Origin of the sequence: uncultured Oscillibacter sp. (genome assembly GCF_900546705.1) — a bacterium.
GTDB lineage: Bacteria > Bacillota > Clostridia > Oscillospirales > Oscillospiraceae > Oscillibacter.
This window is the reverse complement of record NZ_URDP01000034.1, coordinates 1-21,170: the sequence shown is the minus strand read 5'-3', so window position 1 is coordinate 21,170 and position 21,170 is coordinate 1. Positions and strand designations below refer to the sequence as shown.

25 protein-coding genes are annotated in these 21,170 nt (G+C 63.5%); 18 read left to right on the top strand and 7 right to left on the bottom strand.

All coding sequences use genetic code 11. The features are described from left to right. From dnaK to QZS13_RS07770, 5 genes are all read left to right on the top strand, one after another. A partial coding sequence (gene dnaK, locus QZS13_RS07790) for a molecular chaperone DnaK (RefSeq protein WP_295587626.1) occupies positions 1-1,482 on the top strand: 1,482 nt, incomplete at its 5' end. An 87-nt stretch (positions 1,483-1,569) separates the two neighbouring features. After that, positions 1,570-2,706: a molecular chaperone DnaJ gene (gene dnaJ / locus QZS13_RS07785; protein WP_295587624.1), complete on the top strand. Its 1,137-nt coding sequence runs from the start codon at positions 1,570-1,572 to the stop codon at positions 2,704-2,706. A gap of 8 nt (positions 2,707-2,714) precedes the next feature. Beyond that, positions 2,715-3,527: a histidinol-phosphatase HisJ family protein gene (locus tag QZS13_RS07780; RefSeq protein ID WP_295587622.1), complete on the top strand. Its 813-nt coding sequence runs from the start codon at positions 2,715-2,717 to the stop codon at positions 3,525-3,527. A 68-nt stretch (positions 3,528-3,595) separates the two neighbouring features. Beyond that, positions 3,596-4,033 (top strand): ribose 5-phosphate isomerase B, encoded by a 438-nt coding sequence (rpiB, locus tag QZS13_RS07775; RefSeq protein WP_295587619.1) that lies wholly within the window; start codon positions 3,596-3,598, stop codon positions 4,031-4,033. A 33-nt stretch (positions 4,034-4,066) separates the two neighbouring features. Further along, positions 4,067-5,113, top strand: coding sequence for a putative glycoside hydrolase (locus tag QZS13_RS07770; protein ID WP_295587617.1), 1,047 nt, complete (start codon positions 4,067-4,069; stop codon positions 5,111-5,113). A gap of 52 nt (positions 5,114-5,165) precedes the next feature. Here the strand turns inward: QZS13_RS07770 and QZS13_RS07765 are convergent, their stop codons facing one another. From QZS13_RS07765 to QZS13_RS07750, 4 genes are read right to left on the bottom strand one after another with little or no spacing between them, the layout of a single operon-like run. Next, positions 5,166-5,888, bottom strand: coding sequence for an MBL fold metallo-hydrolase (locus QZS13_RS07765; RefSeq protein WP_295587616.1), 723 nt, complete (start codon positions 5,886-5,888; stop codon positions 5,166-5,168). Next, positions 5,885-6,196, bottom strand: coding sequence for a YbjQ family protein (locus QZS13_RS07760; protein ID WP_295587614.1), 312 nt, complete (start codon positions 6,194-6,196; stop codon positions 5,885-5,887). Before QZS13_RS07760 ends, QZS13_RS07765 begins: the two co-directional genes overlap by 4 nt. Further along, positions 6,177-6,437, bottom strand: a complete 261-nt coding sequence (locus tag QZS13_RS07755; RefSeq protein ID WP_295587612.1) for a hypothetical protein — start codon at positions 6,435-6,437, stop codon at positions 6,177-6,179. The genes QZS13_RS07760 and QZS13_RS07755 overlap by 20 nt, the downstream gene beginning before the upstream one ends. Beyond that, positions 6,421-7,074 (bottom strand): MerR family transcriptional regulator, encoded by a 654-nt coding sequence (locus tag QZS13_RS07750; protein WP_295587610.1) that lies wholly within the window; start codon positions 7,072-7,074, stop codon positions 6,421-6,423. Before QZS13_RS07750 ends, QZS13_RS07755 begins: the two co-directional genes overlap by 17 nt. Before the next feature lie 120 nt (positions 7,075-7,194). Between QZS13_RS07750 and mutY the strand changes: the two genes are divergently transcribed. The 9 genes from mutY (at position 7,195) to hemW (ending at position 14,048) form a co-directional block, all read left to right on the top strand. Then, the gene (gene mutY / locus QZS13_RS07745) at positions 7,195-8,277 is read left to right on the top strand and encodes an A/G-specific adenine glycosylase (RefSeq protein ID WP_295587608.1); all 1,083 of its coding nucleotides are present in this window, start codon (positions 7,195-7,197) and stop codon (positions 8,275-8,277) included. Then, entirely contained in the window at positions 8,274-9,023 is a 750-nt protein-coding gene (locus QZS13_RS07740; protein WP_295587606.1) for a hypothetical protein, read from the top strand. The genes mutY and QZS13_RS07740 overlap by 4 nt, the downstream gene beginning before the upstream one ends. Beyond that, positions 9,011-9,253: a hypothetical protein gene (locus tag QZS13_RS07735; RefSeq protein WP_295587604.1), complete on the top strand. Its 243-nt coding sequence runs from the start codon at positions 9,011-9,013 to the stop codon at positions 9,251-9,253. Before QZS13_RS07740 ends, QZS13_RS07735 begins: the two co-directional genes overlap by 13 nt. Then, entirely contained in the window at positions 9,240-9,431 is a 192-nt protein-coding gene (locus QZS13_RS07730) for a hypothetical protein (RefSeq protein WP_295587602.1), read from the top strand. Before QZS13_RS07735 ends, QZS13_RS07730 begins: the two co-directional genes overlap by 14 nt. 2 nt (positions 9,432-9,433) lie before the next feature. Further along, on the top strand, positions 9,434-9,892 hold the full coding sequence (locus QZS13_RS07725; protein ID WP_295587600.1) for a PF20097 family protein: 459 nt from the start codon (positions 9,434-9,436) through the stop codon (positions 9,890-9,892). A 3-nt stretch (positions 9,893-9,895) separates the two neighbouring features. Continuing rightward, entirely contained in the window at positions 9,896-10,483 is a 588-nt protein-coding gene (locus QZS13_RS07720) for a thymidine kinase (protein WP_295587598.1), read from the top strand. Next, on the top strand, positions 10,480-11,352 hold the full coding sequence (locus QZS13_RS07715; protein ID WP_295587596.1) for a radical SAM protein: 873 nt from the start codon (positions 10,480-10,482) through the stop codon (positions 11,350-11,352). The genes QZS13_RS07720 and QZS13_RS07715 overlap by 4 nt, the downstream gene beginning before the upstream one ends. 105 nt (positions 11,353-11,457) lie before the next feature. Further along, positions 11,458-12,843, top strand: a complete 1,386-nt coding sequence (locus QZS13_RS07710; RefSeq protein ID WP_295587593.1) for an MATE family efflux transporter — start codon at positions 11,458-11,460, stop codon at positions 12,841-12,843. After that, entirely contained in the window at positions 12,840-14,048 is a 1,209-nt protein-coding gene (hemW, locus tag QZS13_RS07705; protein WP_295587591.1) for a radical SAM family heme chaperone HemW, read from the top strand. The genes QZS13_RS07710 and hemW overlap by 4 nt, the downstream gene beginning before the upstream one ends. Positions 14,049-14,101: 53 nt before the next feature. On the opposite strand, the gene QZS13_RS07700 is transcribed toward hemW, so the two are convergent. Continuing rightward, positions 14,102-14,287: a ferredoxin gene (locus tag QZS13_RS07700; RefSeq protein ID WP_295587589.1), complete on the bottom strand. Its 186-nt coding sequence runs from the start codon at positions 14,285-14,287 to the stop codon at positions 14,102-14,104. Between the two features lie 16 nt (positions 14,288-14,303). Next, on the bottom strand, positions 14,304-14,516 hold the full coding sequence (locus QZS13_RS07695) for a zinc ribbon domain-containing protein (RefSeq protein ID WP_295587587.1): 213 nt from the start codon (positions 14,514-14,516) through the stop codon (positions 14,304-14,306). Positions 14,517-14,739: 223 nt separating this feature from the next. Between QZS13_RS07695 and QZS13_RS07690 the strand changes: the two genes are divergently transcribed. From QZS13_RS07690 to spoVAC, 4 genes are all read left to right on the top strand, one after another. Beyond that, on the top strand, positions 14,740-17,796 hold the full coding sequence (locus QZS13_RS07690; RefSeq protein WP_295587585.1) for an S-layer homology domain-containing protein: 3,057 nt from the start codon (positions 14,740-14,742) through the stop codon (positions 17,794-17,796). Positions 17,797-18,076: 280 nt separating this feature from the next. Further along, positions 18,077-19,336, top strand: a complete 1,260-nt coding sequence (locus QZS13_RS07685; RefSeq protein WP_295587583.1) for an HlyC/CorC family transporter — start codon at positions 18,077-18,079, stop codon at positions 19,334-19,336. 21 nt (positions 19,337-19,357) lie between these two features. After that, a complete protein-coding gene (locus QZS13_RS07680) occupies positions 19,358-20,392 on the top strand; it encodes a putative ABC transporter permease (protein ID WP_295587581.1) in 1,035 nt (344 codons plus the stop codon). 102 nt (positions 20,393-20,494) lie between these two features. Continuing rightward, positions 20,495-20,941: a stage V sporulation protein AC gene (gene spoVAC / locus QZS13_RS07675; protein WP_295587579.1), complete on the top strand. Its 447-nt coding sequence runs from the start codon at positions 20,495-20,497 to the stop codon at positions 20,939-20,941. A 49-nt stretch (positions 20,942-20,990) separates the two neighbouring features. Here spoVAC and QZS13_RS07670 read toward each other — a convergent pair. Continuing rightward, positions 20,991-21,170, bottom strand: a 180-nt coding sequence (locus QZS13_RS07670; RefSeq protein ID WP_295587577.1) for a desulfoferrodoxin family protein, incomplete at its 5' end; no start/stop codon positions are given.

Below are 21,170 nucleotides of genomic sequence, written 5' to 3'. Positions count from 1 at the left end.
CAGGCCACCAAGGACGCCGGCAAGATCGCGGGCCTGGATGTCAAGCGGATCATCAACGAGCCCACCGCCGCGGCTCTGGCCTACGGCGTGGATAAGGAGCAGGCCCAGAAGATCATGGTCTACGACCTGGGCGGCGGTACGTTCGATGTGTCCATTCTGGACATTGACGACGGCGTCATCGAGGTGCTGGCTACCGCCGGCAACAACCGCCTGGGCGGCGACGACTTTGATGAGTGCATCATGAAGTATCTGGTCAGCGAGTTCAAGCGCACCGACGGCGTGGATCTTTCCACCGACCGCGTCGCTATGCAGCGTCTGAAGGAAGCTGCCGAGAAGGCCAAGATCGAGCTCTCCGGCGTGACCACCTCCAACATTAACCTGCCCTATATCACTGCCGATGCCAACGGCCCCAAGCACCTGGACGTGACCCTCACCCGGGCCAAGTTCAACGAGCTGACCGCGCACCTGGTGGAGGCCACCATGGGCCCCGTGCGTCAGGCTATGTCCGACGCCGGCCTGCAGCCCCGCGACCTTTCCAAGGTGCTGCTGGTGGGCGGCTCCAGCCGGATCCCCGCCGTGCAGGAGGCTGTGAAGAACTTCACCGGCTCCGAGCCCTTCAAGGGCATCAACCCCGATGAGTGCGTGGCCATGGGCGCTGCCCTCCAGGCCGGCGTCCTCACCGGCGACGTGAAGGGATTGCTGCTGCTGGACGTGACGCCTCTGTCCCTGGGCATTGAGACCATGGGCGGTGTGTTCACCAAGCTCATCGACCGCAACACCACCATCCCCGTGAAGAAGAGCCAGATCTTCTCCACCGCCGCCGATAACCAGACCAGCGTGGAGGTCAACGTCCTCCAGGGCGAGCGTGAGATGGCTGCTGCCAACAAGTCCCTGGGCCGCTTCCATCTGGACGGCATTGCCCCGGCTCGCCGCGGTGTACCTCAGATCGAGGTGACCTTCGACATCGACGCCAACGGCATCGTCAATGTCTCCGCCAAGGATCTGGGCACCGGCAAGGAGCAGCACATCACCATCACCTCCTCCTCCAACATGTCCAAGGAGGACATCGAGAAGGCCGTGAAGGAAGCCGAGCAGTATGCGGCTCAGGACAAGAAGCTCAAGGAAGAGGTCGAGGTCCGCAACCAGGCCGACCAGATGGTCTACCAGAGCGAGAAGACCCTCTCCGAGATGGGCGACAAGATCCCCGCAGACGACAAGAACAAGGTCCAGGCCGGTATCGACAAGCTCAAGGAGACCCTGAAAGGCCAGGATACCGCTGCCATCAAGGCCGCTACCGAGGAGCTGACCCAGGCGTTCTACGCCGTCAGTGAGAAGCTCTATCAGCAGGCCAACCCCCAGGGTGGTGCCCAGGCGGGCGGCGCCCAGAGCGGTCCCGATGCCTCCGCCCAGGGCGGTGCCGCCGGCGGTCAGTACTACGACGCTGACTACAAGGTTGTGGACGACGATGACCAGAACAAGTAAGCGCCATTGATAACGCCATAAGGGACAGGGGAACGCCTGTCCCTTATGTGGCGTTTTTGACCACCACACGACGAGGAGTTTGAATCTATGGCAGAACAGAAACGAGACTACTACGAGGTTCTGGGCGTAGGCCGGGGAGCCTCGGAGGATGAGATTAAGAAGGCCTACAAAAAAATGGCCCGGAAGTATCACCCGGATCTGAATCCCGGTGACAAGGAGGCCGAGGAGAAGTTCAAGGAGGTCAACGAGGCCTACGAGGTGCTCTCCAACCCCGACAAGAAGGCCCGCTACGACCAGTACGGCCACGCAGGCGTGGACCCCAACTTCGGCGCCGGAGGCGGCGGTGGGTTCGACGGAGGCTTTGACTTCGGCGACCTGGGCGATATTTTCGGCAGCTTCTTCGGCGGCGGCTTCGGCGGCGGACGGCGCACCAATCCCAACGCTCCCCAGCGGGGCGAGAGCATCCGCATGTCGCTGGCCATCAGCTTTGAGGAGGCGGCGTTCGGCTGTGAGAAGGCCGTGACCGTGGATCGGATGGAGCAGTGCGAAACCTGTCACGGTACCGGCTGCGCCGCCGGCACCACGCCGGAGATCTGCCCGGACTGCCACGGCACCGGCACCGTTCAGGTGCGGCGCCAGACCCCCATGGGCGTGTTTGCCACGTCCTCCCCCTGCCCCAAGTGCGGCGGCAAGGGCCGTATCATTCACCAGCCCTGCCCGGACTGCCGGGGCAGCGGCGCCGTCCGCAAGCGCAAGACCATCAAGGCCAGCATCCCCGCCGGCATCGACAACGGACAGACCATTTCCATCCGGGGCCAGGGCAACGCCGGCAAGAACGGCGGCCCCGCCGGCGACCTGCTCATTACCATCACCGTGCGGCCCCACGAGCTGTTCCGCCGGGAGGGCACCAGCGTGCTGTGCGAGGCGCCCATCACCTTCACCCAGGCGGTACTGGGCGCGGAGCTGGAGATCCCCACCATTGACGGCAAGGTGAAGTATACCCTGCCCGAGGGTACCCAGTCCGGCACTACCTTCCGCCTCAAGGGCAAGGGCATCCCCTCCATCAACGGCCGGGGCCGGGGCGACCAGTATGTGACCGTCTATATCGAAACGCCCCGCAACCTCAACCGGGAGCAGAAAGAGGCGCTGAAGAAGTTTGCCGCCACCCTCGGCGAGGGAAATTACGAAGAACATAAGAAATTTTTCAAGAAGTTCAAGAAGTGAGGCGCGGTATGTATCTTGCTGATTATCATACCCACTCCCGCATGTCGCCGGACGCCGGCTCGCCCATGGCGGATATGGCCCGGGCGGCCGCGGCGGCGGGTATGAATGAAATTTGCCTGACGGATCATGTGGAGCCGGTGGAGTGGCTGCCCCACCGCCCTCCCGTGGCGCCGTATGACTGGCAGGCGCTGACGGAGGAGTCCCGCCAGGCCCGGGACACGGTGGGCGATACCATCCGCATGCGCCTGGGCATAGAGTTGGGCGACGCGTTCTGGGATTTCGCCCGCACGGAACAGATGATGGCTGCGGCACCGCAGCTGGATTTTGTCATCGGCTCCGTCCATATGCTCTCCCGGAACTACGAGACATGGGATCTGAGCGTTTACGCGCCGGCCGACGAGGCCGCGGCGAGCCGTGCCATTGCCGACTATCTGGAGTCCGTGTATGCCATGGCCAAGTGGGGAAAGTTCTCCGTGCTGGGCCACCTGACGCTGCCGCTGCGGTATTTCCGGGAAAAGCGGGGGCTGGATGTATCGTTTGACGCTTTCGGCAGCGAGATCGAGGACATTTTCCGCGCCCTGATCCAAAACGGCTGCGGCATCGAGCTCAACACCAACCGGGGACATACGCCCCTGCCGGATGAGAAGTGGCTGCGGCTCTACCGCTCCATGGGCGGCGAGATCATCACCCTGGGCTCCGACGCCCACGCGCCCGCCTATGTGGGCTGCGCCATCCGCAGCGGGCAGGCGCTGCTCAAGTCCTGCGGCTTCAAGCGTTTTTGCACCTTCGAGGCAGGCAAGCCCCAGTGGCATGAACTCTGATTGACTTTTTTCGGCCTGCGGGCATATAATATCCCTGCAAAATCATGAAAAACAGGAGGGCTTTCACCATGAAGATCGCGTTAGGCTGTGACCACGGCGGCTATGAGCTCAAGGAGTTTGTCAAGGGCGTACTGGACAAGCTGGGCCATACCTATGAGGACTTCGGCTGTTATTCCACCGAGAGCTGTGACTATCCCGACTTCGGCGCTGCCGCTGCCCGGGCCGTGGCGGAGGGCAAGTGCGACCGGGGCATCGTTATCTGCACCACCGGCATCGGCATCTCCATTGCCGCAAACAAGGTCAAGGGCATCCGCTGCGCCCACTGCGCCGACTGCCTCCAGGCAGAGATGACCCGCCGTCACAACGACGCCAACATGATGGCCATCGGCGCGGGCTTCACCGGCAAGAACATGGCCGAGCGCATGGTGGAGGTCTTTTTGTCCACGGAGTTTGAGGGCGGCCGTCACGAGCGCCGGGTCAACAAGATCATGGCGCTGGAGGGATAAGAATTCGGCACTGCGGTAAAGCGAGGTGAGCGCATGGCAGGCGCAAGAGGATACAGAAGCTACCGGGGACGGGGCTCCAAGGGCAAGATCGCACTGGCGGTCGTTTTGATACTGGTGATCGTGGCCTCGGTGATCTTTATCCGGCTGCAAGACTATTTGGTCTATGACGAGAGCGGCAGGCCCCACCTGTCTTTGCCGGAAGAGGATGTTCAGCAGGAGCAGCCCCAGGAGCAGGAGAACGTGAACCTGGTGATTCAGGAGACACCCGCACAGGCTGTCCGGGCCATGGAGGTGGCGGATACGCCGCTGACCGGCTGGGATGCGGCCATGCTGACAGGCGGCACCTACACGGGGCACGAGTGCAACGCGGTGGCGGTAACCATGAAGGATGCTGCCGGCCATGTGTACTATGACAGTGCCTCCGCCGTCAGCGGTGCGGTGCACACTCAATCGGGCACGGCCGGCGCTCTGACAGCCCTGCTGGGTTCGGATACCCATGCCATTGCCCGGCTGTCCTGCTTCCACGATCCCATTGCCGCCAACAGCGACGTGGAGGGCATGGGACTGAAGAATACCGGCGGCTATATTTTCTACGACGGGAACAACAGCCAGTGGCTGGACCCCGCCAAGCCCGCCGCACGGCAGTATCTTTGCTCGCTGGCCAAGGAGCTGGCGGACATGGGCTTTGACGAGATTCTGCTGACGGATGTGAGCTATCCCACGGAGGGCAAGCTGAACAAGATCGCCTACGGCGACACGGCCCTGGAGGAGAATCTGGCCGCGTTCCTGGACGAGATGCAGGCGGCTCTGGCCCCCTATGACGTGACGCTGTCGGTGGAGCTGCCCGCCCAGGTGATTACCCAGGGCAGCGACGCTTCGTCCGGGCTGACGCTGGCTCAGGTGGCGCCCCGGGTGGACCGAATCTACGCTGCCGCCTCTGCGGCCGACGCTGCATCCCTGGCCGACCGGGTCAGTCAGGCCGCTGCCGACACGGACTTTGCCGTGGAGTTGACGGCCACAGACACTCCGCCCCAGGAGGGCGGATGGCTGCTGCCGCTTCAGGGCGGAGCCTCCTCCTGAAATAAAAACAAAACAGCGCCGGGCATTTGCCCGGCGCTGTTTTTGCGCTGTTTCACACGGATGGAAAAGTAAAGCTCTGCCCGGGAGCGGTGATGGGACAGAGGTGAGGTGCCAGATCGGGATGCCGGGCGCAGAACTGCTCCGTCAGGCCGAAGTTGCCCCACTGGTGCATGGGCAGCACCGTCTGGGTGTCCGTCAGCTCCAGAAAATACTGAAGGCCCCAGTCGCTGGCTCCTTCCAGACGGGGGTCCAGGGGCACCATGGCCAGGTGGATATGCCGTCCGGCCAGGGGCTGAAGAAAGCGCTTGAAGTTGACCTCCATATTCCGGTTCCAGGCCTTGTCCTCTCCCTCCCAGTGCCACCAGTGGAGATCTCCCGCGTGGTAGACGGTGCAGCCGCAGGCGCTGACCACAAAGGCCACGCCCTCGTCGGTGGAGGGCAGCGTCTCCACCGTCACGCCGGGAAACGCCTCCACCCGCTCATTGCCGCCCAGGAAGCGGCACAGGGAAGCCGTCTCGTCGGTCAGGCCCCAGCGGGCCCGGTTTTTCTCCGTGGGGTGAATGTCCCGCCCCAGCAGGAACCGGATGGGCCTTGTCCCATCCGCCAGAGAGAAGATGGCCGGGGAAAAATGGTCCTCATGGCGGTGGCTGGCAAAGACCGCCAGGGGCTTTTCCGGCAGGGGCGGCAGAGAGCCCTTCCACCAGTCGAAGAGCAGGCACACGTCCTCCAGCTCCACCAGAAAGCCGCTGTGGTCCAGAAATGTGGCCCGGATCATAGAAATTTCACCGCCGTGCCGTAGGCGATGACCTCCGCGGCGCCCTGCATCACAGAGGAGGAGGCATAGCGCAGGCCGATGACTGCGTCGGCCTCCAGAGCCTCGGCGGCGTCCACCATGCGCTTGGTGGCGATCTGCCGGGCCTCGTTGAGCATCTCTGTGTAGCCGGCGATCTCTCCGCCCACCAGGGTTTTCATGCCGGCCATAAAGTCCCGGCCGATGTTTTTGCTGTATACCACCGTGCCCTTGACCGTGTCCAGTGCCTCGAAGGACTGGCCGGGGATGGTCTCAATCGTCAGAAGCTTCATGTTTGCGTTCCTCCTCTTCGTCGATCCGCCGCAGCTTGGCCCGCAGGCTGATGCCCAGGGCGGGAAGCAGCAGAATGTACAAAAGTGCCATATAGGGCATCATCCGGGCCAGGATTCCCTCGGGCCAGAAAGTGCGCTGGGCCCAGATGGTGACAATGGCTGCCACAATCAGCACCGCGCCGCAGAGCACCGTGGTGCGGATGGCCTCCTTGCGCCGGGCGGATTTAGTACTGTTTTGCATCGTCTTCTTCTCCTTTTTGAATCTCCCGCAGCCGACAGATCAGCGCCAGAATCACGCCCAGCACCACTGCGCCGGGAATGGCCACCAGAAGCGCCAGCAGCGGAAGCGGGGGCGCATCTGCCGGGTCCTGCGCATAGGCCCAGAGCATCAGCCAGATACAGCCGGCCATGAGCACCGCCGTCAGGCAGGACACCACCACCGGCGCAATATAGCGGCGCCGCTTTGTGTCGTTTTTCTGCTTGTCCATAAACGTGGCTCCCTCCTGCTCCATCCGCTCCATCTGCTCCAGCAGTGTCCGGGCGTCCAGGCAGCACAGCTTTTCCCGGCAGTCCGTCAGGGCTGCACAAAAGCGGATAGCCGCCTGGAGGTTGGCGCGCTCCCGCTCCAGGGAGATCAGATGCCGGCGGATGCCGTCTCCCACCGTGTGGCTGCCGGAGAGCATCTGCCGGATTTCCTCCAGCGGTACGCCCAGCTTGCGCAAAAGCTTGATGCGCCGGAGCGTGTCCACCTCGCCTTCGCCGTAGTCCCGGTAGCCGTTTTCACTGTTGCGGCGGGGGCACAGCAGCCCTTCCGACTCATAGAAGCGGATATTTTTCTTGGTGATGCCCACCAGGGCTTCCACCTCGTTGATTTTCAAGGCCGTGTCCTCCTTTCTGAGAGGATGATATACCTTCCAGAAAGGGGAAAGTCAAGCCCTGGGATGAAAAAAAGCGTCCGGGGGGTGGGCAGTGGGGCCGGGGTATGGTATAATCATACCATGAGTGAACTGAATCTGACAATGGAAAAGCTTCTCACGGATCTGCGGGAGCCCCTTTTGCACTGGTACCGTCAAAACGCCCGGGATTTGCCCTGGCGGCGCACCCGGGACCCCTACGCCATCTGGGTATCGGAGATCATGCTCCAGCAGACCCGGGTCGCGGCGGTGGTGGGGTACTATACCCGTTTTTTGGAGGCGCTGCCTACGGTGGAAGCGCTGGCGTCGGTGCCGGAGGAGCAGCTGATGAAGCTCTGGGAGGGCCTGGGCTATTACAGCCGGGCCAGGAACCTCCAGAAAGCGGCGAAGCAGATTGTGGAGCTGGGGGCCTTTCCGGACACGCCGGCAGGACTCAGGGCTCTGCCGGGCATCGGAGATTATACCGCCGGGGCGGTTGCCTCGGCGGCTTTTGGCCGCCGGGAACCGGCGGTGGACGGCAATGTGCTGCGGGTGACGTCACGGATTGCGGACGACCACGGGGACATCACCTCCCCGGCGGTAAAGCGCGCGGCTGCGGAGGCGGTGCGCGCCGCCATGCCTGTGGCGGAGGCGGACGTGCGCGTTTTCAACCAGGCCCTCATGGAGCTGGGCGCCACCGTGTGCGCTCCGGCGGGGGAACCTGCGTGCATGCTCTGCCCGGCGGCGGAGCTGTGCCTGGGCCGGCAGCGGGGCACGGCGGCGCAGCTGCCGGTAAAGGCAGCGAAAAAGCCCCGCCGGGTGGAGGAGAAAACGGTATTTTTGCTGCTGCGGCAGGGCCGGGTGGCCCTGCGGAAACGCCCGGCGGAGGGCCTTCTGGCGGGATTGTGGGAATTTCCCAACGTGGAGGGTGTTTTGGATGAAGCTGCTGCCGGTATGGCGGCGGAGGCCTGGGGCCTGACGGTGAAGAACTGGCGCAGCCGTTTGAATGCCAAGCACATCTTCACCCATGTGGAATGGCGCATGAGCGGCTACATTCTGGAGGTCGCAGGCCAGGGACCGGCGGACTGGGCGTGGTTGGACGCGGCGGAGCTGGGACAGCGGGCCGTGCCCTCGGCCTTTGAACGGTACTATGCTCAGGCGCTGACGCTGCTGGAGGAGACAAAATGAACGTGGAGGACGCCTTGTTCCTGCTGCTCCTGGCGGCATTGCTGGTGATGATGGGGGCGGGAGGATGGAGGATGCTTCGCAATGCGGAGCGTCGGGCGGCCGACAGGGAGAAAGCAATTGACCCGTCCGGGCAGGCACCGGCGGAGCTTTCCCCAAAGCCGGACACGCCGGGTCCCTTTGGCTATAAGACTGCCTGGCTGGCGGTGCGGTGCGGCGATCCCCAAGAGGCGGCCGGTGCCATGCACTGCCGGCAATTGACACCGGCAAACTGGAAGACGGGACTTTCCTGCTGTGCCCAAAGCGGTGGGGGGCTGTTTTTCTCCCCGCCGCTGGACGGCTTTGTGCTGGTGATCGGCGGGGACCTTTTCTCCCTGGCATACCGGCGAAAGGCGCTGGAGGCCCTGGCGGCGCAGTTTCCCGGAGTGCAGTATTTTGCCAGCCACCGGGTGTCCTCTTCCTACTGCTGGGCACGATATGAGGCGGGGCGGTGCGTGCGGGCATACTGCCAGGAGGACGGAGCGGTGACCTGGAACGTGGGTGCCCTGACGCCGGAAGAACAGGCGCTGGGATTCGACGCCTTTGCCCTGCCGCCCGGGGAAGCGGCGGCGCGCGGGCCGGGAGAGGAAGATGTGCTGGACATTGCCGCCGCCTGGGGAATCGATCCCCGATTTGAAAAGAAGACGTACCCGCCCGCTGTGGGCTGGGTCTGCAACGAAGGGAAGGAGCATTTGCAATGGGATGGCTGATCGGCCTTCCCCTGGGCATTTTTCGGATGCTGCTGGGGATTTTCATGATACTGGTGCGCCTGGCGGTGCCCATCCTGGTGATTGCCGTGGTGATCTATTTGTGGCGGCGGTCCCGGCGGGGCGGCGGAGGCGCTTCGCAGTCCAAAGAGCCGGACTTTGACGGGCCGGTGTACACCGTGGACTACGAGGAAGTGGACGATGACGGGGAGGACGGTCATGGAGCTTCTTAACCTGGCGCTCATTGCCCTTTTGGCGCTGCTGCTGCGAAAGCTGGGGTGGTGCCTGCTGTGGCTGTGGCGATACTATCATGGCGGGCCCACGCCGGAGCCCATTTCCTTTCTGCCCCGGCGCACCGGCGAGGGGTTTGACCGGCATGTGGACCAGACCGGACGCGGCAAGGAGGAATGACCGTGGCCTTTTGGAAAAAAAGTGAAGACCCCTGGGACATGGACCCGGACAAGCGACGCCCCGCCTTCCGGGAGGAAGAGACGGAGAAGGAAACGGATGCCGGGAGCCTTCTGGATGAGCTGCGGGCCTGGAACGAGGCGCGCAAGGAGAAAAAGGCCCGGAGAGAGACACCGCCCGCGCCCATCCCCTGCCCCTGGTGCGGCAAGGAGATGGAGGTGGGGTACCTGTGCGGCGGGCGGGATTACGTCCGCTTAGTGCGCCAGCGCCCCGGCGCTTTGCGGCTGGCGGAAGACGCCCTGTACATCCGGGGAGACGGCACCTTCTGGTGCGACTACAAGATCGCCTGGACCTGCGGGAACTGCCGCAAGCTGGTGGCAGACCTTCCCGAGCCGGAGGAGACATGGGACAATGACATTCTGCGCGGCGAGGCGCAGGAAAACCAACACGAGGGAGAAAACTGATTCATGGCACAGCTATACTTTAAATATGGGGCCATGGGCTCCAGCAAGACGGCCAACGCCCTGATGGCCCGGTTCAACTACGAGGAACGGGGACAAAAGGCGCTGCTGGTCAAGCCCCGGATGGACACCCGGGACGGGGACCACATGGTGGTCTCCCGGATCGGGCTGACGTACCCGTGCATTTACTTTGACGAGCTGCAGAGCATGAGCGTCATGGAGCTGCAGCAAAACGCCTGCGTCATCGTGGACGAGGCTCAGTTCCTTACCCGGGAGGAGGTCATGTACCTGGTGAGCCTGGTGGATGACCTGGATATCCCCGTCATGTGCTACGGGCTGCGGGCGGACTTCAAGGGCGACCTGTTCCCCGGCAGCGAAGCGCTGCTGGTGATGGCGGACAAGCTGGAGGAGGTCAAGACCATCTGCTGGTGCGGCAAGAAGGCCACGTTCAACGCCCGGTTCGATCATACGGGCAAGGTGCTCAAGGAGGGCGAGCAGGTGGTGCTGGGGGCCAACGACCAGTACATCGGCCTTTGCCGCCGCCACTGGATGGCCGGCGACCTGGGGCCGGATTTCCGGGTGGACGAGCCATGATCTGTACCCTGTGTCCCCGGGAGTGCCGGGCGGAACGGACGGAAACCAAGGCGGGCGGCGTGTGCGGCCAGCCCGCCGCGCCGGTGGTGGCCAAGGCCATGCTCCATCTGTGGGAGGAGCCGTGCCTGGTGGGCGAACACGGTGCCGGGTGCGTGTTCTTCTCCGGGTGCAACCTGCGCTGCTGTTTCTGCCAAAACGGTGTGCTGTCCCGGGAGGGGTTTGGAAAACCCATTTCTGTGGAGCGCCTGCGGCAGATCTTCCGCGAGCTCATCGACCGGGGGGCCGCCTGCATCGACCTGGTGACGCCTACCCAGTTCACCCCGGCCATTCTGGAGGCTCTGGGGGATGAAACATGGCCGGTGCCGGTGGTGTGGAACTGCGGCGGCTATGAAAAGGCGGAGACCATCCGCCTTTTGGAGGGCAAGGTACAGGTGTACCTGCCGGACTTCAAGTATGCCCTCCCGGACGCGGCACGGAGGTACTCCGGCGCGGCGGACTACTTTGACCGCGCCTCGGAGGCAATTTTGGAGATGTACCGCCAAACGGGGCCCTATGTGATGGAGAACGGCCGGCTGACACGGGGCGTCCTCATCCGCCATCTGCTGCTGCCCGGGGAGCTGGAAAACACCCGCCGGTGCATCGACTGGATAGCGGAGCACTTTGCCCCCGGAGAGGTACTCTTTTCCCTCATGAGCCAGTATACGCCACAGCCCGGCGCCGAGGGAAACCTCGCCCGCCATGTGACGGCGGCAGAGTACCGGGCGGCGGTGGCGTATATGGAAAACTGCGGCATCACCGACGGCTATACCCAGGAGCGCACCTCCGCAAAGGAGGAGTACACCCCGGACTTCGACCTTGCCGGCGTGTAGGGCGGGGAAAACTGGGGGTTGCAAAGCCGCTGTTTCGTATTATAATGAGGGGGCCGTCCGCGGGGACGGCCTCTGATTTTTGTGTGTGATACCGGAGAGAAAACCATGAAACTGGAAAATAACCTGGGCACCGACCCCATCCGTCCGCTGGTGGTGCGGGTGGCCATCCCCAGCATGCTGGCTCAGTTCGTCAGCGTGCTCTACAGCATCGTTGACCGCATTTACATCAGCAATCTGCCCCTCATCGGCGACGTGGCCCTGGCAGGCGTGGGGGTCTGCGGCCCGGTGGTGACCATGATGGGCGCCTTTGCCTCGCTGGTGGGCGTAGGCGGCGCACCGCTGATGAGCATCCGCATGGGCGCGGGCAAAACGGAGGAGGCACGGCGCATCCTCTCCAACAGCTTTTTGATGCTGTGCGTGTGCGCCGCGGTGCTGACCGGGGCCGCTTTCGCCCTGCGGGAGCCCATGCTGCTGGCCTTCGGGGCAAGCTCCGTCACCCTCCCCTACGCCAAGGCCTACTTTACCGTCTATCTGGCCGGCACCGTCTTCAACCTGCTGTCTCTGGGGATGAACCAGTTCATTATCTGCCAGGGCTTTGCCAAAAAGGGCATGATCTCCGTCATGCTGGGGGCGGTGGTGAACATCGTGCTGGACCCGGTGTTCATGTTCGGCCTGGGCATGGGCGTGGAGGGCGCGGCGCTGGCCACGGTGGTCTCTCAGATGATGAGCTGTGTGTACGTGCTCCATTTCCTCTTCGGCCCCCGGGCCGTCATCCCCATCAGCTTCGGCGGCTACCGGCTCCGGCTTATGGGCCGGATTTTGCTGACGGGTCTGACGCCCTTTTTGATTATCGCCGTGGACAACGTGATGATTATCGCCATGAACGCCGTGCTCCAGCGCTACGGTGGGGCGCAGATGGGCGACCGGCTCATCACCTGCGCCACCATCGCCCAGAGCTTCATGCTGGTGGTGACCATGCCCCTGGGCGGCATCTCCGCCGGCACCCAGACCATTCTGGCCTTCAACTACGGCGCCCGGAACCGCCAGCGCATCCTCCAGGCGGAAAAGTACATCATCCTCATGTGCATCGGCTATGTGACGATCCTGTTCCTGCTGGCCCGTCTGGCGGGTCCCCTGTTCGTGCGCCTGTTCACCGGTGATGCCGCTCTGGCCGCGGAGGCATTCGACGCCATCAAGGTCTGCACCCTGGCCATCATTCCCCTGGGCCTCCAGTACGCCCTGGTGGACGGCGTCACCGGCATGGGCCTGGTGCAGCTTTCCCTGCCCATTTCCGCCTTCCGCAAGGCGGTGTATTTTGTGGCGCTGTTTGCCCTGCCGGCGGCCTTCGGCGCCAGGAGCGTCTTTTACGCCGAACCCGTGTCCGATATTCTGGGGCCGCTGGTCAGCGCGGTGATCTACGGCCTGAGCATCCGCAAAATCCTTGACTTCCCCGAACTGCCGGGAAGTGTGTCCGGAAAGGAGATCCAATGAAGGCTGAGAGAAAACCTTTGGGGCTGTATATCCATGTCCCCTTCTGCAAGCAAAAGTGCATCTACTGCGACTTCTACTCCCTGCCCCACCAGGAATCGCGCATGGACGACTACACTGCCGCCGTGTGCGCCCACCTGACGGAGACGGCCCCCTTTGCCGCCGGACATATGGTGGATACGGTGTATTTCGGCGGCGGTACCCCCAGCTATCTGGGGCCGGCCCGTCTGGGGAAGATCCTCAAGACCATCCATAAAAAGTACCGTGTGGCCAAGGACGCGGAGATTACCCTGGAGGCGAACCCCGACTCCGCCGGAGACTGGAAAGCCCTGCGCGCCCTGCGGCGAGCCGGCGTGAACCGGGTGTCGCTGGGCATGCAGTCCGCCTGTGACGAGGAGCTTGCCCGGATCGGCCGGGTGCATACCCAGGCCCAGACGGCCGCGGCGGTGGAGGCCGTGCGCCGGGCGGGGATCAAAAACCTCTCCCTGGACCTTATTTACGGGCTGCCGGAGCAGTCCCTGGAGCGGTGGCAGGAGAACCTCTCCGCTGCTGTGGCTCTGGGGCCGGAGCACCTGAGCTGTTACGGGCTCAAGGTGGAGGAGGGCACGCCCCTTTTCCGGCAGCGGGAGGCATTCACCCTTCCCGGCGATGACGCCCAGGCGGACATGTACCTCTACACAGTGGAGTTTCTGGAGCAGATGGGCTACGCCCAGTACGAGATCTCCAATTTCGCCCGGGCCGGGAAGGAGTCCCGGCACAATCTCAAATACTGGAATCTGGACGAGTACGCCGGGTTCGGCCCCGGCGCCCACTCGGACTTCGGCGGCGTGCGCTACGCCTATGCCCGGGACCTGGACGGGTATATCCGCGGCGTGCAGACGGGCGCCCCCATGCTCTCCGAGAGCGAGCAGATTCCGCCGCTGGAGCGGGATACGGAGTGGATCATGCTGGGACTGCGGCTGAGCCGGGGACTGGACCCCAGAGAGTTCGAGCGGCGGTTCCGCCGGCGGTTTTCCTGCTTCCTCCCTTTCCTGGAGCAGTGCCGCCAAAACGGCTACGCCTGCGAAGAGGAGGGCCGCTGGCACCTGACGCCCAAGGGCTTTTTGGTGTCCAATCAGATCATCGGCGGCATGCTGGACGCCCTGGCCCAGGACAAACGCCGCCGGGCGGAGGCCGCTGCCCGGGGGGACTTCCGGGTGGAGCTGTGAGCACAAAAAGCGGAGGAGACAAAAGTCTCCTCCGCTTTTCCTTGCCCTGTGCGTTACCGGGTGATGGAAATGGCATTCACGGGGCAGCCGTTGGCCGCGTCGAAGACCCGGCGCTCCTGGGCCCCCTCCGGCTGGGCACGCACCACGGATACGCCGCCTTCCACGGCAAAGACCCCCGGCACTGCCGCCGCGCACATCCCGCAGCCGATGCAGCGTTTGGCGTCTACCTGTACCTTCATTTCTGCACCGCCTCTCTCAGCCGCCCAGCAGGAAGTCCAGAATGTCCATTCCGGTGTCCCCGGCGGCACGGTAGAGTTCCGTGTAGCCGCACTTGGCGCACGAGACGGTGATAAACCGCTTGTTCTGAATGTCGAAGAGCTTGGCAAAGTTGCCGCCGGTGGCCTGGAATTGGTCGTGCTCATAGTGCTGGCAGCCGCACTTGGGACACACATACTGCATCTGTTCCATGGACGCGCCTCCTTGATCTTGATGGGTCCATTGTAATATGGACGGCCCGGTTTGACAAGAGTGTCCGCTCCGGGGAACTTTTTTCCCGGGAATCCGTCTGGAAAGAAAAAACGGTATGGACTGGCAGGAATTGTTTTCGCTTTTCCGTTTACTTTGCCGGCGGGATGTGCTATCCTGTTAGATATTATGTTTACCATACACGGAATCTGCTTGGAGGCTTGTCATGAAAAAAATCCTGCGCCGTACTCTGTCCATGTGCCTTGCAGCGGCCCTGGCCTGTTCCATGGGACTCAGCGCCGCCGCGTCGGAGGCCCTGGGAGAGGATCTTCTCTTTCAGGACACGCTGCTCAATGAGCAAACGCAGCTGTCCACCAATGTATTCTGGAGCAGCAGCTACTCCGATCTGCGGACAGAAAACCTGATTACCTACACACCCAACGAGTCCGTCACACCGGTGGTTACATACGGCAGCGTGCTCACCGCCTGCAACACCATCTCTACCGCCGCCAAGACCCTGGAGAGCCAGGGCTACCGGGTGGTGGCCGGCATGAACGGCGACTTCTTCAACTTCGGCACCGGCCTTCCCATCGGCCTGGTGATGACCGGGGGCCAGATCCGCAGCAGCGACGGCGGCTACTATGCCATCGGCTTCCGCTCTGACGGCACCGCCGTCATGGGCAAGCCCGCCATCAAGGTCTCCGCGGATCTGGGCTATGCGGTGGTGGATGACTCCGGCTACTCCACGGAAGTGGTCCGCCAGCTGGCCGGCGTCAACAAGGCCCGTGTGTCTACCGGCGGCATCTATCTCTATACCTATGATTTCAACGCCAAGCACACCACCGGCACCACGGAGGCCGGCGTGGACGTGCTGTGCACCATCCAGCAGGGCACGTTGGGGCTCAATGAGCCGCTGGTGGTCACGGTGGACGAGGTGCGGGAGACTTCCGCTGCCACGCCCATCGGGGAAAATCAGGTGGTGCTCTCCGCCAACGCCCAGTCCAACAGCTACTATGTGGACGCCCTGCGGAGAATCCCCGTGGGCTCCACCATCACCCTGACCGCCACCGCCTCCAGCGAGGCGTGGAACGACGTGCAGTATGCCCTGGGTGCCCTCTATTCCCTGGTGGAAAACGGCGCCGTGGTGTCCGGCCTGCCCGCCGGCGCCGAGCCCCGCACCGCCGTGGGCCAGAAGGCCGACGGCACGCTGGTGTTCTACACCATCGACGGCCGCCAGAGCGGCTACTCCATCGGCGCCACCATGACCCAGGTGGCCCAGCGGCTCATTGAGCTGGGCTGCGTGACGGCGCTGTGCCTGGACGGCGGCGGCTCCACCACCATGACGGTCACCGAGCCGGACTCCACCGCTGCAAAGACGGTCAACAGCCCCTCCGGCGGCAGCGAGCGCTCCGTCAGCAACCAGATCTTCCTGGTGGCCACCAGCGAGCCCTCCGACGAGCTGGACCACTTCTATGTCCAGGCGGACAATCAGTATGTGCTCGCCGGCAGCAAGGCTAACATCTCCGCCTCCGCTGTGGATACCAACTACATCCCCATGGCGGACCAGAGCTTTGAACTCTCCGCCGATGACGGAGTGCTGGACGGCAATGTGCTGACCACCCCCAAATACGCCTGCGATATCACGGTCACCGCCGAGCACCGGGGCAAGAGCGGCTCCACCACGGTCCATGCCATTGAGACGCCTGACTCCATCACGGTGAAAAACGGCGGCAGCGCCGTCTCGTCCGTCAGCGTGGCGCCCGGTTCCTCTGCCACCCTCACCGCCTCCGCCGTGTACCGGCACCTGCCCCTCAAGGCGGACCCGGAGGCCTTCACCTGGTCTGTCAGCGGTGATATCGGCACCATCAGCTCCACCGGTGTCTTTACGGCCACCACGCCGGGCACCGGCACCATCACCGTCTCCGCCGGCGGCAAGACTGCCGCGGTACAGGTGACGGTCAGCAAGATCGCCCTGTCCACCCTGGAGGACTTTGAGGCGTCCGACCTCTATACCAAGTTCACCGATACCGGCAGCGGCATGTCCATGACCCAGGCCACCGACGCCGACCACGTCCGCATGGGCCGCGGCTCCGGCCGGATCGACTACACCCTCCAGAGCGACGGCACCGCCACCCTGGCGGCCTACAAGACCTTCTCCAGTGCCTACTCCACTCTGAACTTCTGGGTCTATGGTGACGGCTCCGGCAATACCCTCTCCGTCCTTACCTCCAACGGCGGCGAGGAAGTGGAGACTCCGGCGGCGGTGCTGGACTTCACCGGCTGGCGCCAGATCTCCGTCCAGCTGCCTACCGGCGCCGTGACGGTGACGGGTCTGCGGCTGACCGGCGTTCCTCAGTACAGCACCGATGAGATGGGCTGGCAGACCATTACCTATCCCAACAGCACCGGTACCATCTATATCGATCAGATGGTGGCCTCCTATGCCGGCATGGTGGACAGCGACGTGCCCACGGTCACCGCCGCGCTGGACTCCACCGGCTGGCAGGTGACCGCCACGGTCAAGGATGCCACCGACGGCTATCTGCCCAAGTCCTCCGTGACCGTCTCCTACAACGGTACGCCCATGGACTTTACCTATAACGCCTCCACCGGCAAGGTCACCCTGGCCCTGCCCGGCCCCGGCGAGAGCCACGAGGCCATGCGGGTGACCATCACGGCACGGGACGCCTCCGGCCACATCGGCCGGGCCTCCGTGGATGTGGCGGCCTACGGCGTGGGCCACAAGTTCACCGACATCGACGGCTACTGGGGTGCCACCTATGTGGATTACCTCTATAACGCCGGCATCACCACCGGCTATGCCGACGGCTCTTTCCGGCCCAACCAGAACATCTCCCGGGCGCAGTTTGCCGTGATGCTCTACCGGTACCTGGGCCTCAATGAGAGCGACTACGCCGATGGGGCCATGCCCTTTGCGGATTTGGCATCCATCCCGGATTACGCCGTTCCCGCCGTACGGGCACTGTACAGCGAGGGTATCATCAACGGCACCACCGGCGCCGACGGGAAGCTGTACTTCAATCCCGGCGCCAGCCTGACCCGGGCCCAGGCGGCCACCATGATCGGCCGTACCCAGGAAAAGGGCTATGCCACCGTGGATCTGTCGTTCACGGACGCAGGCTCCATCCCCGGCTACGCCGCCTACTACATCCAGACCATGGCGGCCCAGGGCATCATCGGCGGCTATACGGACGGCTCGTTCCGCCCCTCCGCCAACATCACCCGGGGCCAGATGGCCAAGATCCTCTATAACCTCATGTAATAGCTCCGGGAGCCGGCGCAAGAGCGCCGGCTCCCCTTTTTGCAAATGCCCCGTTGCATTTTTGCAAAAGCTATGGTATGCTATAACATAATGATCGGCCGCTTGGCCAGGGAAGGAATCGTGAAATTTCGTGGACGAACCTCCGTTGCCCGCCCATACATATATCGAATTGCAGGGACAGTCTGACTCCGCCAAGGGGTGAGGCTGCCCTTTTTCGCGCTTCCGCCGGAAAGAAACCTGAATGTAACCTGTATATGATTGAGGAGTGATGATTTCCCCCATGGACAGTTCCAGTATTGCCCAAATAATCGCCATTGTGCTGCTGATTGCCATGTCAGCCTATTTTTCTGCCACCGAGACCGCCTTTTCCAGCCTCAACAAGATCCGCCTCAAAAGCCGGGCGGACAACGGGGACAGCCGGGCGGCGCTGACGCTGCGGCTGGCGGAGGACTATGACCGGCTGCTCTCCACCATCCTCATCGGCAACAACATCGTCAATATCACCGCCACCACTGTGGGCACGGTGCTCTTCACCGATCTGGTGGGCCAGGGCTACGGTCCCACGGTGTCCACCGTGGTGCTGACAGTAACGGTGCTGATTTTCGGTGAGATCTCCCCCAAGTCCATCGCCAAGGAGAACCCGGAGGCGTTTGCCATGGCCTCTGCGCCGCTGCTGCGGCTGCTGCTGGCTGTGCTGACGCCGCTGAACTTCCTCTTCTCCCAGTGGAAGCGGCTGCTCAGCCGCATCATCCGCACCGCGGAGGACCCGGGCATCACGGAAGAGGAACTCATTACCATGGTGTCCGAGGCAGAGAACGAGGGCGGACTGGATGAGCACGAGAGCGAGCTGATCCGCTCGGCCATCGAGTTCGGAGACCTGGAGGTGGGCGATATCCTCACGCCTCGGGTGGAGATTGCCGCTGTGGCCCGGGACGCCACCATGGATGAGGTGGGGGCCGTGTTCGCCGAGAGCGGCTACTCCCGCCTGCCGGTGTATCAGAACAATCTGGACGACATTATGGGCGTGGTCCATGAAAAGGATTTTTATGCTGCCCGCTACCGGGGTCAGACAGACCTGGCCGGGTGTATCGGCCCCATTCACTACACCACCCCCAACACCCGGGTGGACCAGCTTCTCAGGACACTGCAGCTGGAAAAATCCCACATGGCGGTGGTGGTGGACGAATACGGCGGCACCGAGGGCATCGTCACCATGGAGGATATCATCGAGGAGCTGGTGGGCGAGATCTGGGATGAGCACGACGAGGTGGTCGAGCAGATCCGCAAGCAGTCCGACGGCAGCTACCTGATCGCCTGCTCCGCGGATCTGAGCGACCTTTACGACCTGTTCTCCATCCGGGGAGACTGCGACGCCAGTACCGTCTCCGGCTGGGTCATCGAGCAGCTGGGCCGCCTGCCCAAGACCGGCGACCACTTCCAGGCGGACGGCCTGGATGTGACGGTCACCCGGGCGGACCGGCGCCGGGTGCTGGAGATCCGGGTCAGCGTGCTGGATGAAAAGCAGGGCGCGGCGGAGTAATCATCTGGAAACGAGGAATTCATGCATATTTACACCACGGGACAGTGGGTTTTGCTGTTCTTTTTCTACTGCTTCTGCGGCTGGGTATGGGAGAGCTGCTATGTCTCCTTGTGCCAGCGCAGGTGGGTCAACCGGGGGTTTCTCCACGGCCCTCTGCTGCCCATTTATGGCTCCGGCGCCATTTTGATTTTGTTTGTAACGCTGCCGGCGGCAAACCATCTGTGGCTGGTCTACCTGCTGGGCCTTGCGGCAGCCACGGCGCTGGAGTATGTCACCGGCGCCGTCATGGAGCGGCTGTTCGGCGTGCGCTATTGGGACTACACCCATCATAAGTTCAATCTCAACGGCTATATCTGCCTGTCCAGTTCCGTTGCCTGGGGCTTTTTCTCTGTGCTGCTGGTACGTTTTATCCATCCCCCGGTGGCCCGTCTGCTGGCGGATGTGCCCTCCTTCCTGGTAGACCCGGCGGCGCTGGCGCTGACCGTGGCCTTTACGGTGGACGTGGTGCGCTCCGTCCAGGAGGCGCTGGATCTGCGGGAGATGCTTACCCGCCTGACCGAGGAGAACGAGGAGCTGCGGCGGCTGGCTCGCCGGGCGGAGGTGGCCGCGGCCTTTGCCGGGGATGATCTGCGCCGCTTCCGGGAGCGCACCGAGGTGGAAAAGCTGGAGCTGGAAAACCGCATCGAGTCGGAGCTGGCCGAGCAGCGTCAGGCCCACCGGGCCCGCAAGCTGCGCCGCCGGGAGGCCGCCCAGGAGCGGATTCATCGCCGGACGGAGGCCAAGCTCCAGGCCCTGGCCAACATTGCGGAGGTTCTGGAGACGGCCCGCAAAAACCTGGAGAGCGCCGGCGAAAGCGATGCAGTCCGGGATACCCGCCGGGCGGAGCTGGACGAGAGCATTTCCCGCCTGCACCGCTGGGAGGCATCCATCCGCAGCCGGGGCGAGAAGGTATACCGCCGCTCGCTGCGTATTCTGGAGGGCAACCCCACCGCCAAGGCACGGCAGGAGCGGGGCGGCGAGATGCTGGAGACGCTGCGCCGTCTGCTGGAGCGCTGAATCGAACAAAAAAGGAACGCCTGTGGGCGTTCCTTTTTTGCTGTGCATACTTTGCCGGTGCCGGGAAATCATAGCAGACAGATGAAGGAGTGTGAAGCGGTTATGGATCTATCCCCTCAGGAGTACCAGGCTTATGTGAAGAAAAAGGCGGCCAAGTCCCCCATCGTCCGGGACACGGCCCTGGCCTTTTTGGTGGGCGGCGGGATTTGTGTAATCGGGCAGGCCATCCAGACGGCGTGGATGGCGTCCGGCGGCCTGAGCCGGGAGGATGCCGGCACGGCCACGTCCTGTACGCTGGTATTTTTGTCGGCCCTCTTTACCGGGCTGAACCTGTATCAGAAGCTGGCCCGCTTCGGCGGCGCGGGGACGCTGGTGCCCATCACCGGCTTTGCCAACGCCGTGGCGGCACCGGCCATCGACTTCAAAAGCGAGGGCTATGTCACCGGTATGGCCTCCCGCATGTTCCAGGTGGCCGGTCCGGTGATCGTGTTCGGCACCGGCGCCGGTGTGGTGTACGGGACGCTGCTCATGCTCTTCGGCGGATCATAAACAAACGGCGGCGCGGGGAATTCCCCGCGCCGCCTGTTTGACTGGCAACTCAGACTTCCGCTTTCCACAGACCGTGGAGGTTGCAGTAGGCGTACACTGCCTTGGCCTGCTGGCCCTCCGCCAGGGCGAACACCGCCCGGGGCTCCTCACCGGGATGGAACCAGTGGATCAGGGCGTCCCGCTCCGTCTCCACCACCACCCACTGGATGAAGTGCTCGGCGGTCATGGG

What these genes read in the sequence shown, in the direction of transcription:
- dnaJ (WP_295587624.1), top strand. Translation starts at nt 1,570, where the DNA reads ATGGCAGAACAGAAACGAGACTACTACGAGGTTCTGGGCGTAGGCCGG.
- QZS13_RS07780 (WP_295587622.1), top strand. Translation starts at nt 2,715, where the DNA reads ATGTATCTTGCTGATTATCATACCCACTCCCGCATGTCGCCGGACGCC.
- rpiB (WP_295587619.1), top strand. Translation starts at nt 3,596, where the DNA reads ATGAAGATCGCGTTAGGCTGTGACCACGGCGGCTATGAGCTCAAGGAG.
- QZS13_RS07770 (WP_295587617.1), top strand. Translation starts at nt 4,067, where the DNA reads ATGGCAGGCGCAAGAGGATACAGAAGCTACCGGGGACGGGGCTCCAAG.
- QZS13_RS07765 (WP_295587616.1), bottom strand. Translation starts at nt 5,888, where the DNA reads ATGATCCGGGCCACATTTCTGGACCACAGCGGCTTTCTGGTGGAGCTG.
- QZS13_RS07760 (WP_295587614.1), bottom strand. Translation starts at nt 6,196, where the DNA reads ATGAAGCTTCTGACGATTGAGACCATCCCCGGCCAGTCCTTCGAGGCA.
- QZS13_RS07755 (WP_295587612.1), bottom strand. Translation starts at nt 6,437, where the DNA reads ATGCAAAACAGTACTAAATCCGCCCGGCGCAAGGAGGCCATCCGCACC.
- mutY (WP_295587608.1), top strand. Translation starts at nt 7,195, where the DNA reads ATGAGTGAACTGAATCTGACAATGGAAAAGCTTCTCACGGATCTGCGG.
- QZS13_RS07740 (WP_295587606.1), top strand. Translation starts at nt 8,274, where the DNA reads ATGAACGTGGAGGACGCCTTGTTCCTGCTGCTCCTGGCGGCATTGCTG.
- QZS13_RS07735 (WP_295587604.1), top strand. Translation starts at nt 9,011, where the DNA reads ATGGGATGGCTGATCGGCCTTCCCCTGGGCATTTTTCGGATGCTGCTG.
- QZS13_RS07730 (WP_295587602.1), top strand. Translation starts at nt 9,240, where the DNA reads ATGGAGCTTCTTAACCTGGCGCTCATTGCCCTTTTGGCGCTGCTGCTG.
- QZS13_RS07720 (WP_295587598.1), top strand. Translation starts at nt 9,896, where the DNA reads ATGGCACAGCTATACTTTAAATATGGGGCCATGGGCTCCAGCAAGACG.
- QZS13_RS07715 (WP_295587596.1), top strand. Translation starts at nt 10,480, where the DNA reads ATGATCTGTACCCTGTGTCCCCGGGAGTGCCGGGCGGAACGGACGGAA.
- QZS13_RS07710 (WP_295587593.1), top strand. Translation starts at nt 11,458, where the DNA reads ATGAAACTGGAAAATAACCTGGGCACCGACCCCATCCGTCCGCTGGTG.
- hemW (WP_295587591.1), top strand. Translation starts at nt 12,840, where the DNA reads ATGAAGGCTGAGAGAAAACCTTTGGGGCTGTATATCCATGTCCCCTTC.
- QZS13_RS07700 (WP_295587589.1), bottom strand. Translation starts at nt 14,287, where the DNA reads ATGAAGGTACAGGTAGACGCCAAACGCTGCATCGGCTGCGGGATGTGC.
- QZS13_RS07695 (WP_295587587.1), bottom strand. Translation starts at nt 14,516, where the DNA reads ATGGAACAGATGCAGTATGTGTGTCCCAAGTGCGGCTGCCAGCACTAT.
- QZS13_RS07690 (WP_295587585.1), top strand. Translation starts at nt 14,740, where the DNA reads ATGAAAAAAATCCTGCGCCGTACTCTGTCCATGTGCCTTGCAGCGGCC.
- QZS13_RS07685 (WP_295587583.1), top strand. Translation starts at nt 18,077, where the DNA reads ATGGACAGTTCCAGTATTGCCCAAATAATCGCCATTGTGCTGCTGATT.
- QZS13_RS07680 (WP_295587581.1), top strand. Translation starts at nt 19,358, where the DNA reads ATGCATATTTACACCACGGGACAGTGGGTTTTGCTGTTCTTTTTCTAC.
- spoVAC (WP_295587579.1), top strand. Translation starts at nt 20,495, where the DNA reads ATGGATCTATCCCCTCAGGAGTACCAGGCTTATGTGAAGAAAAAGGCG.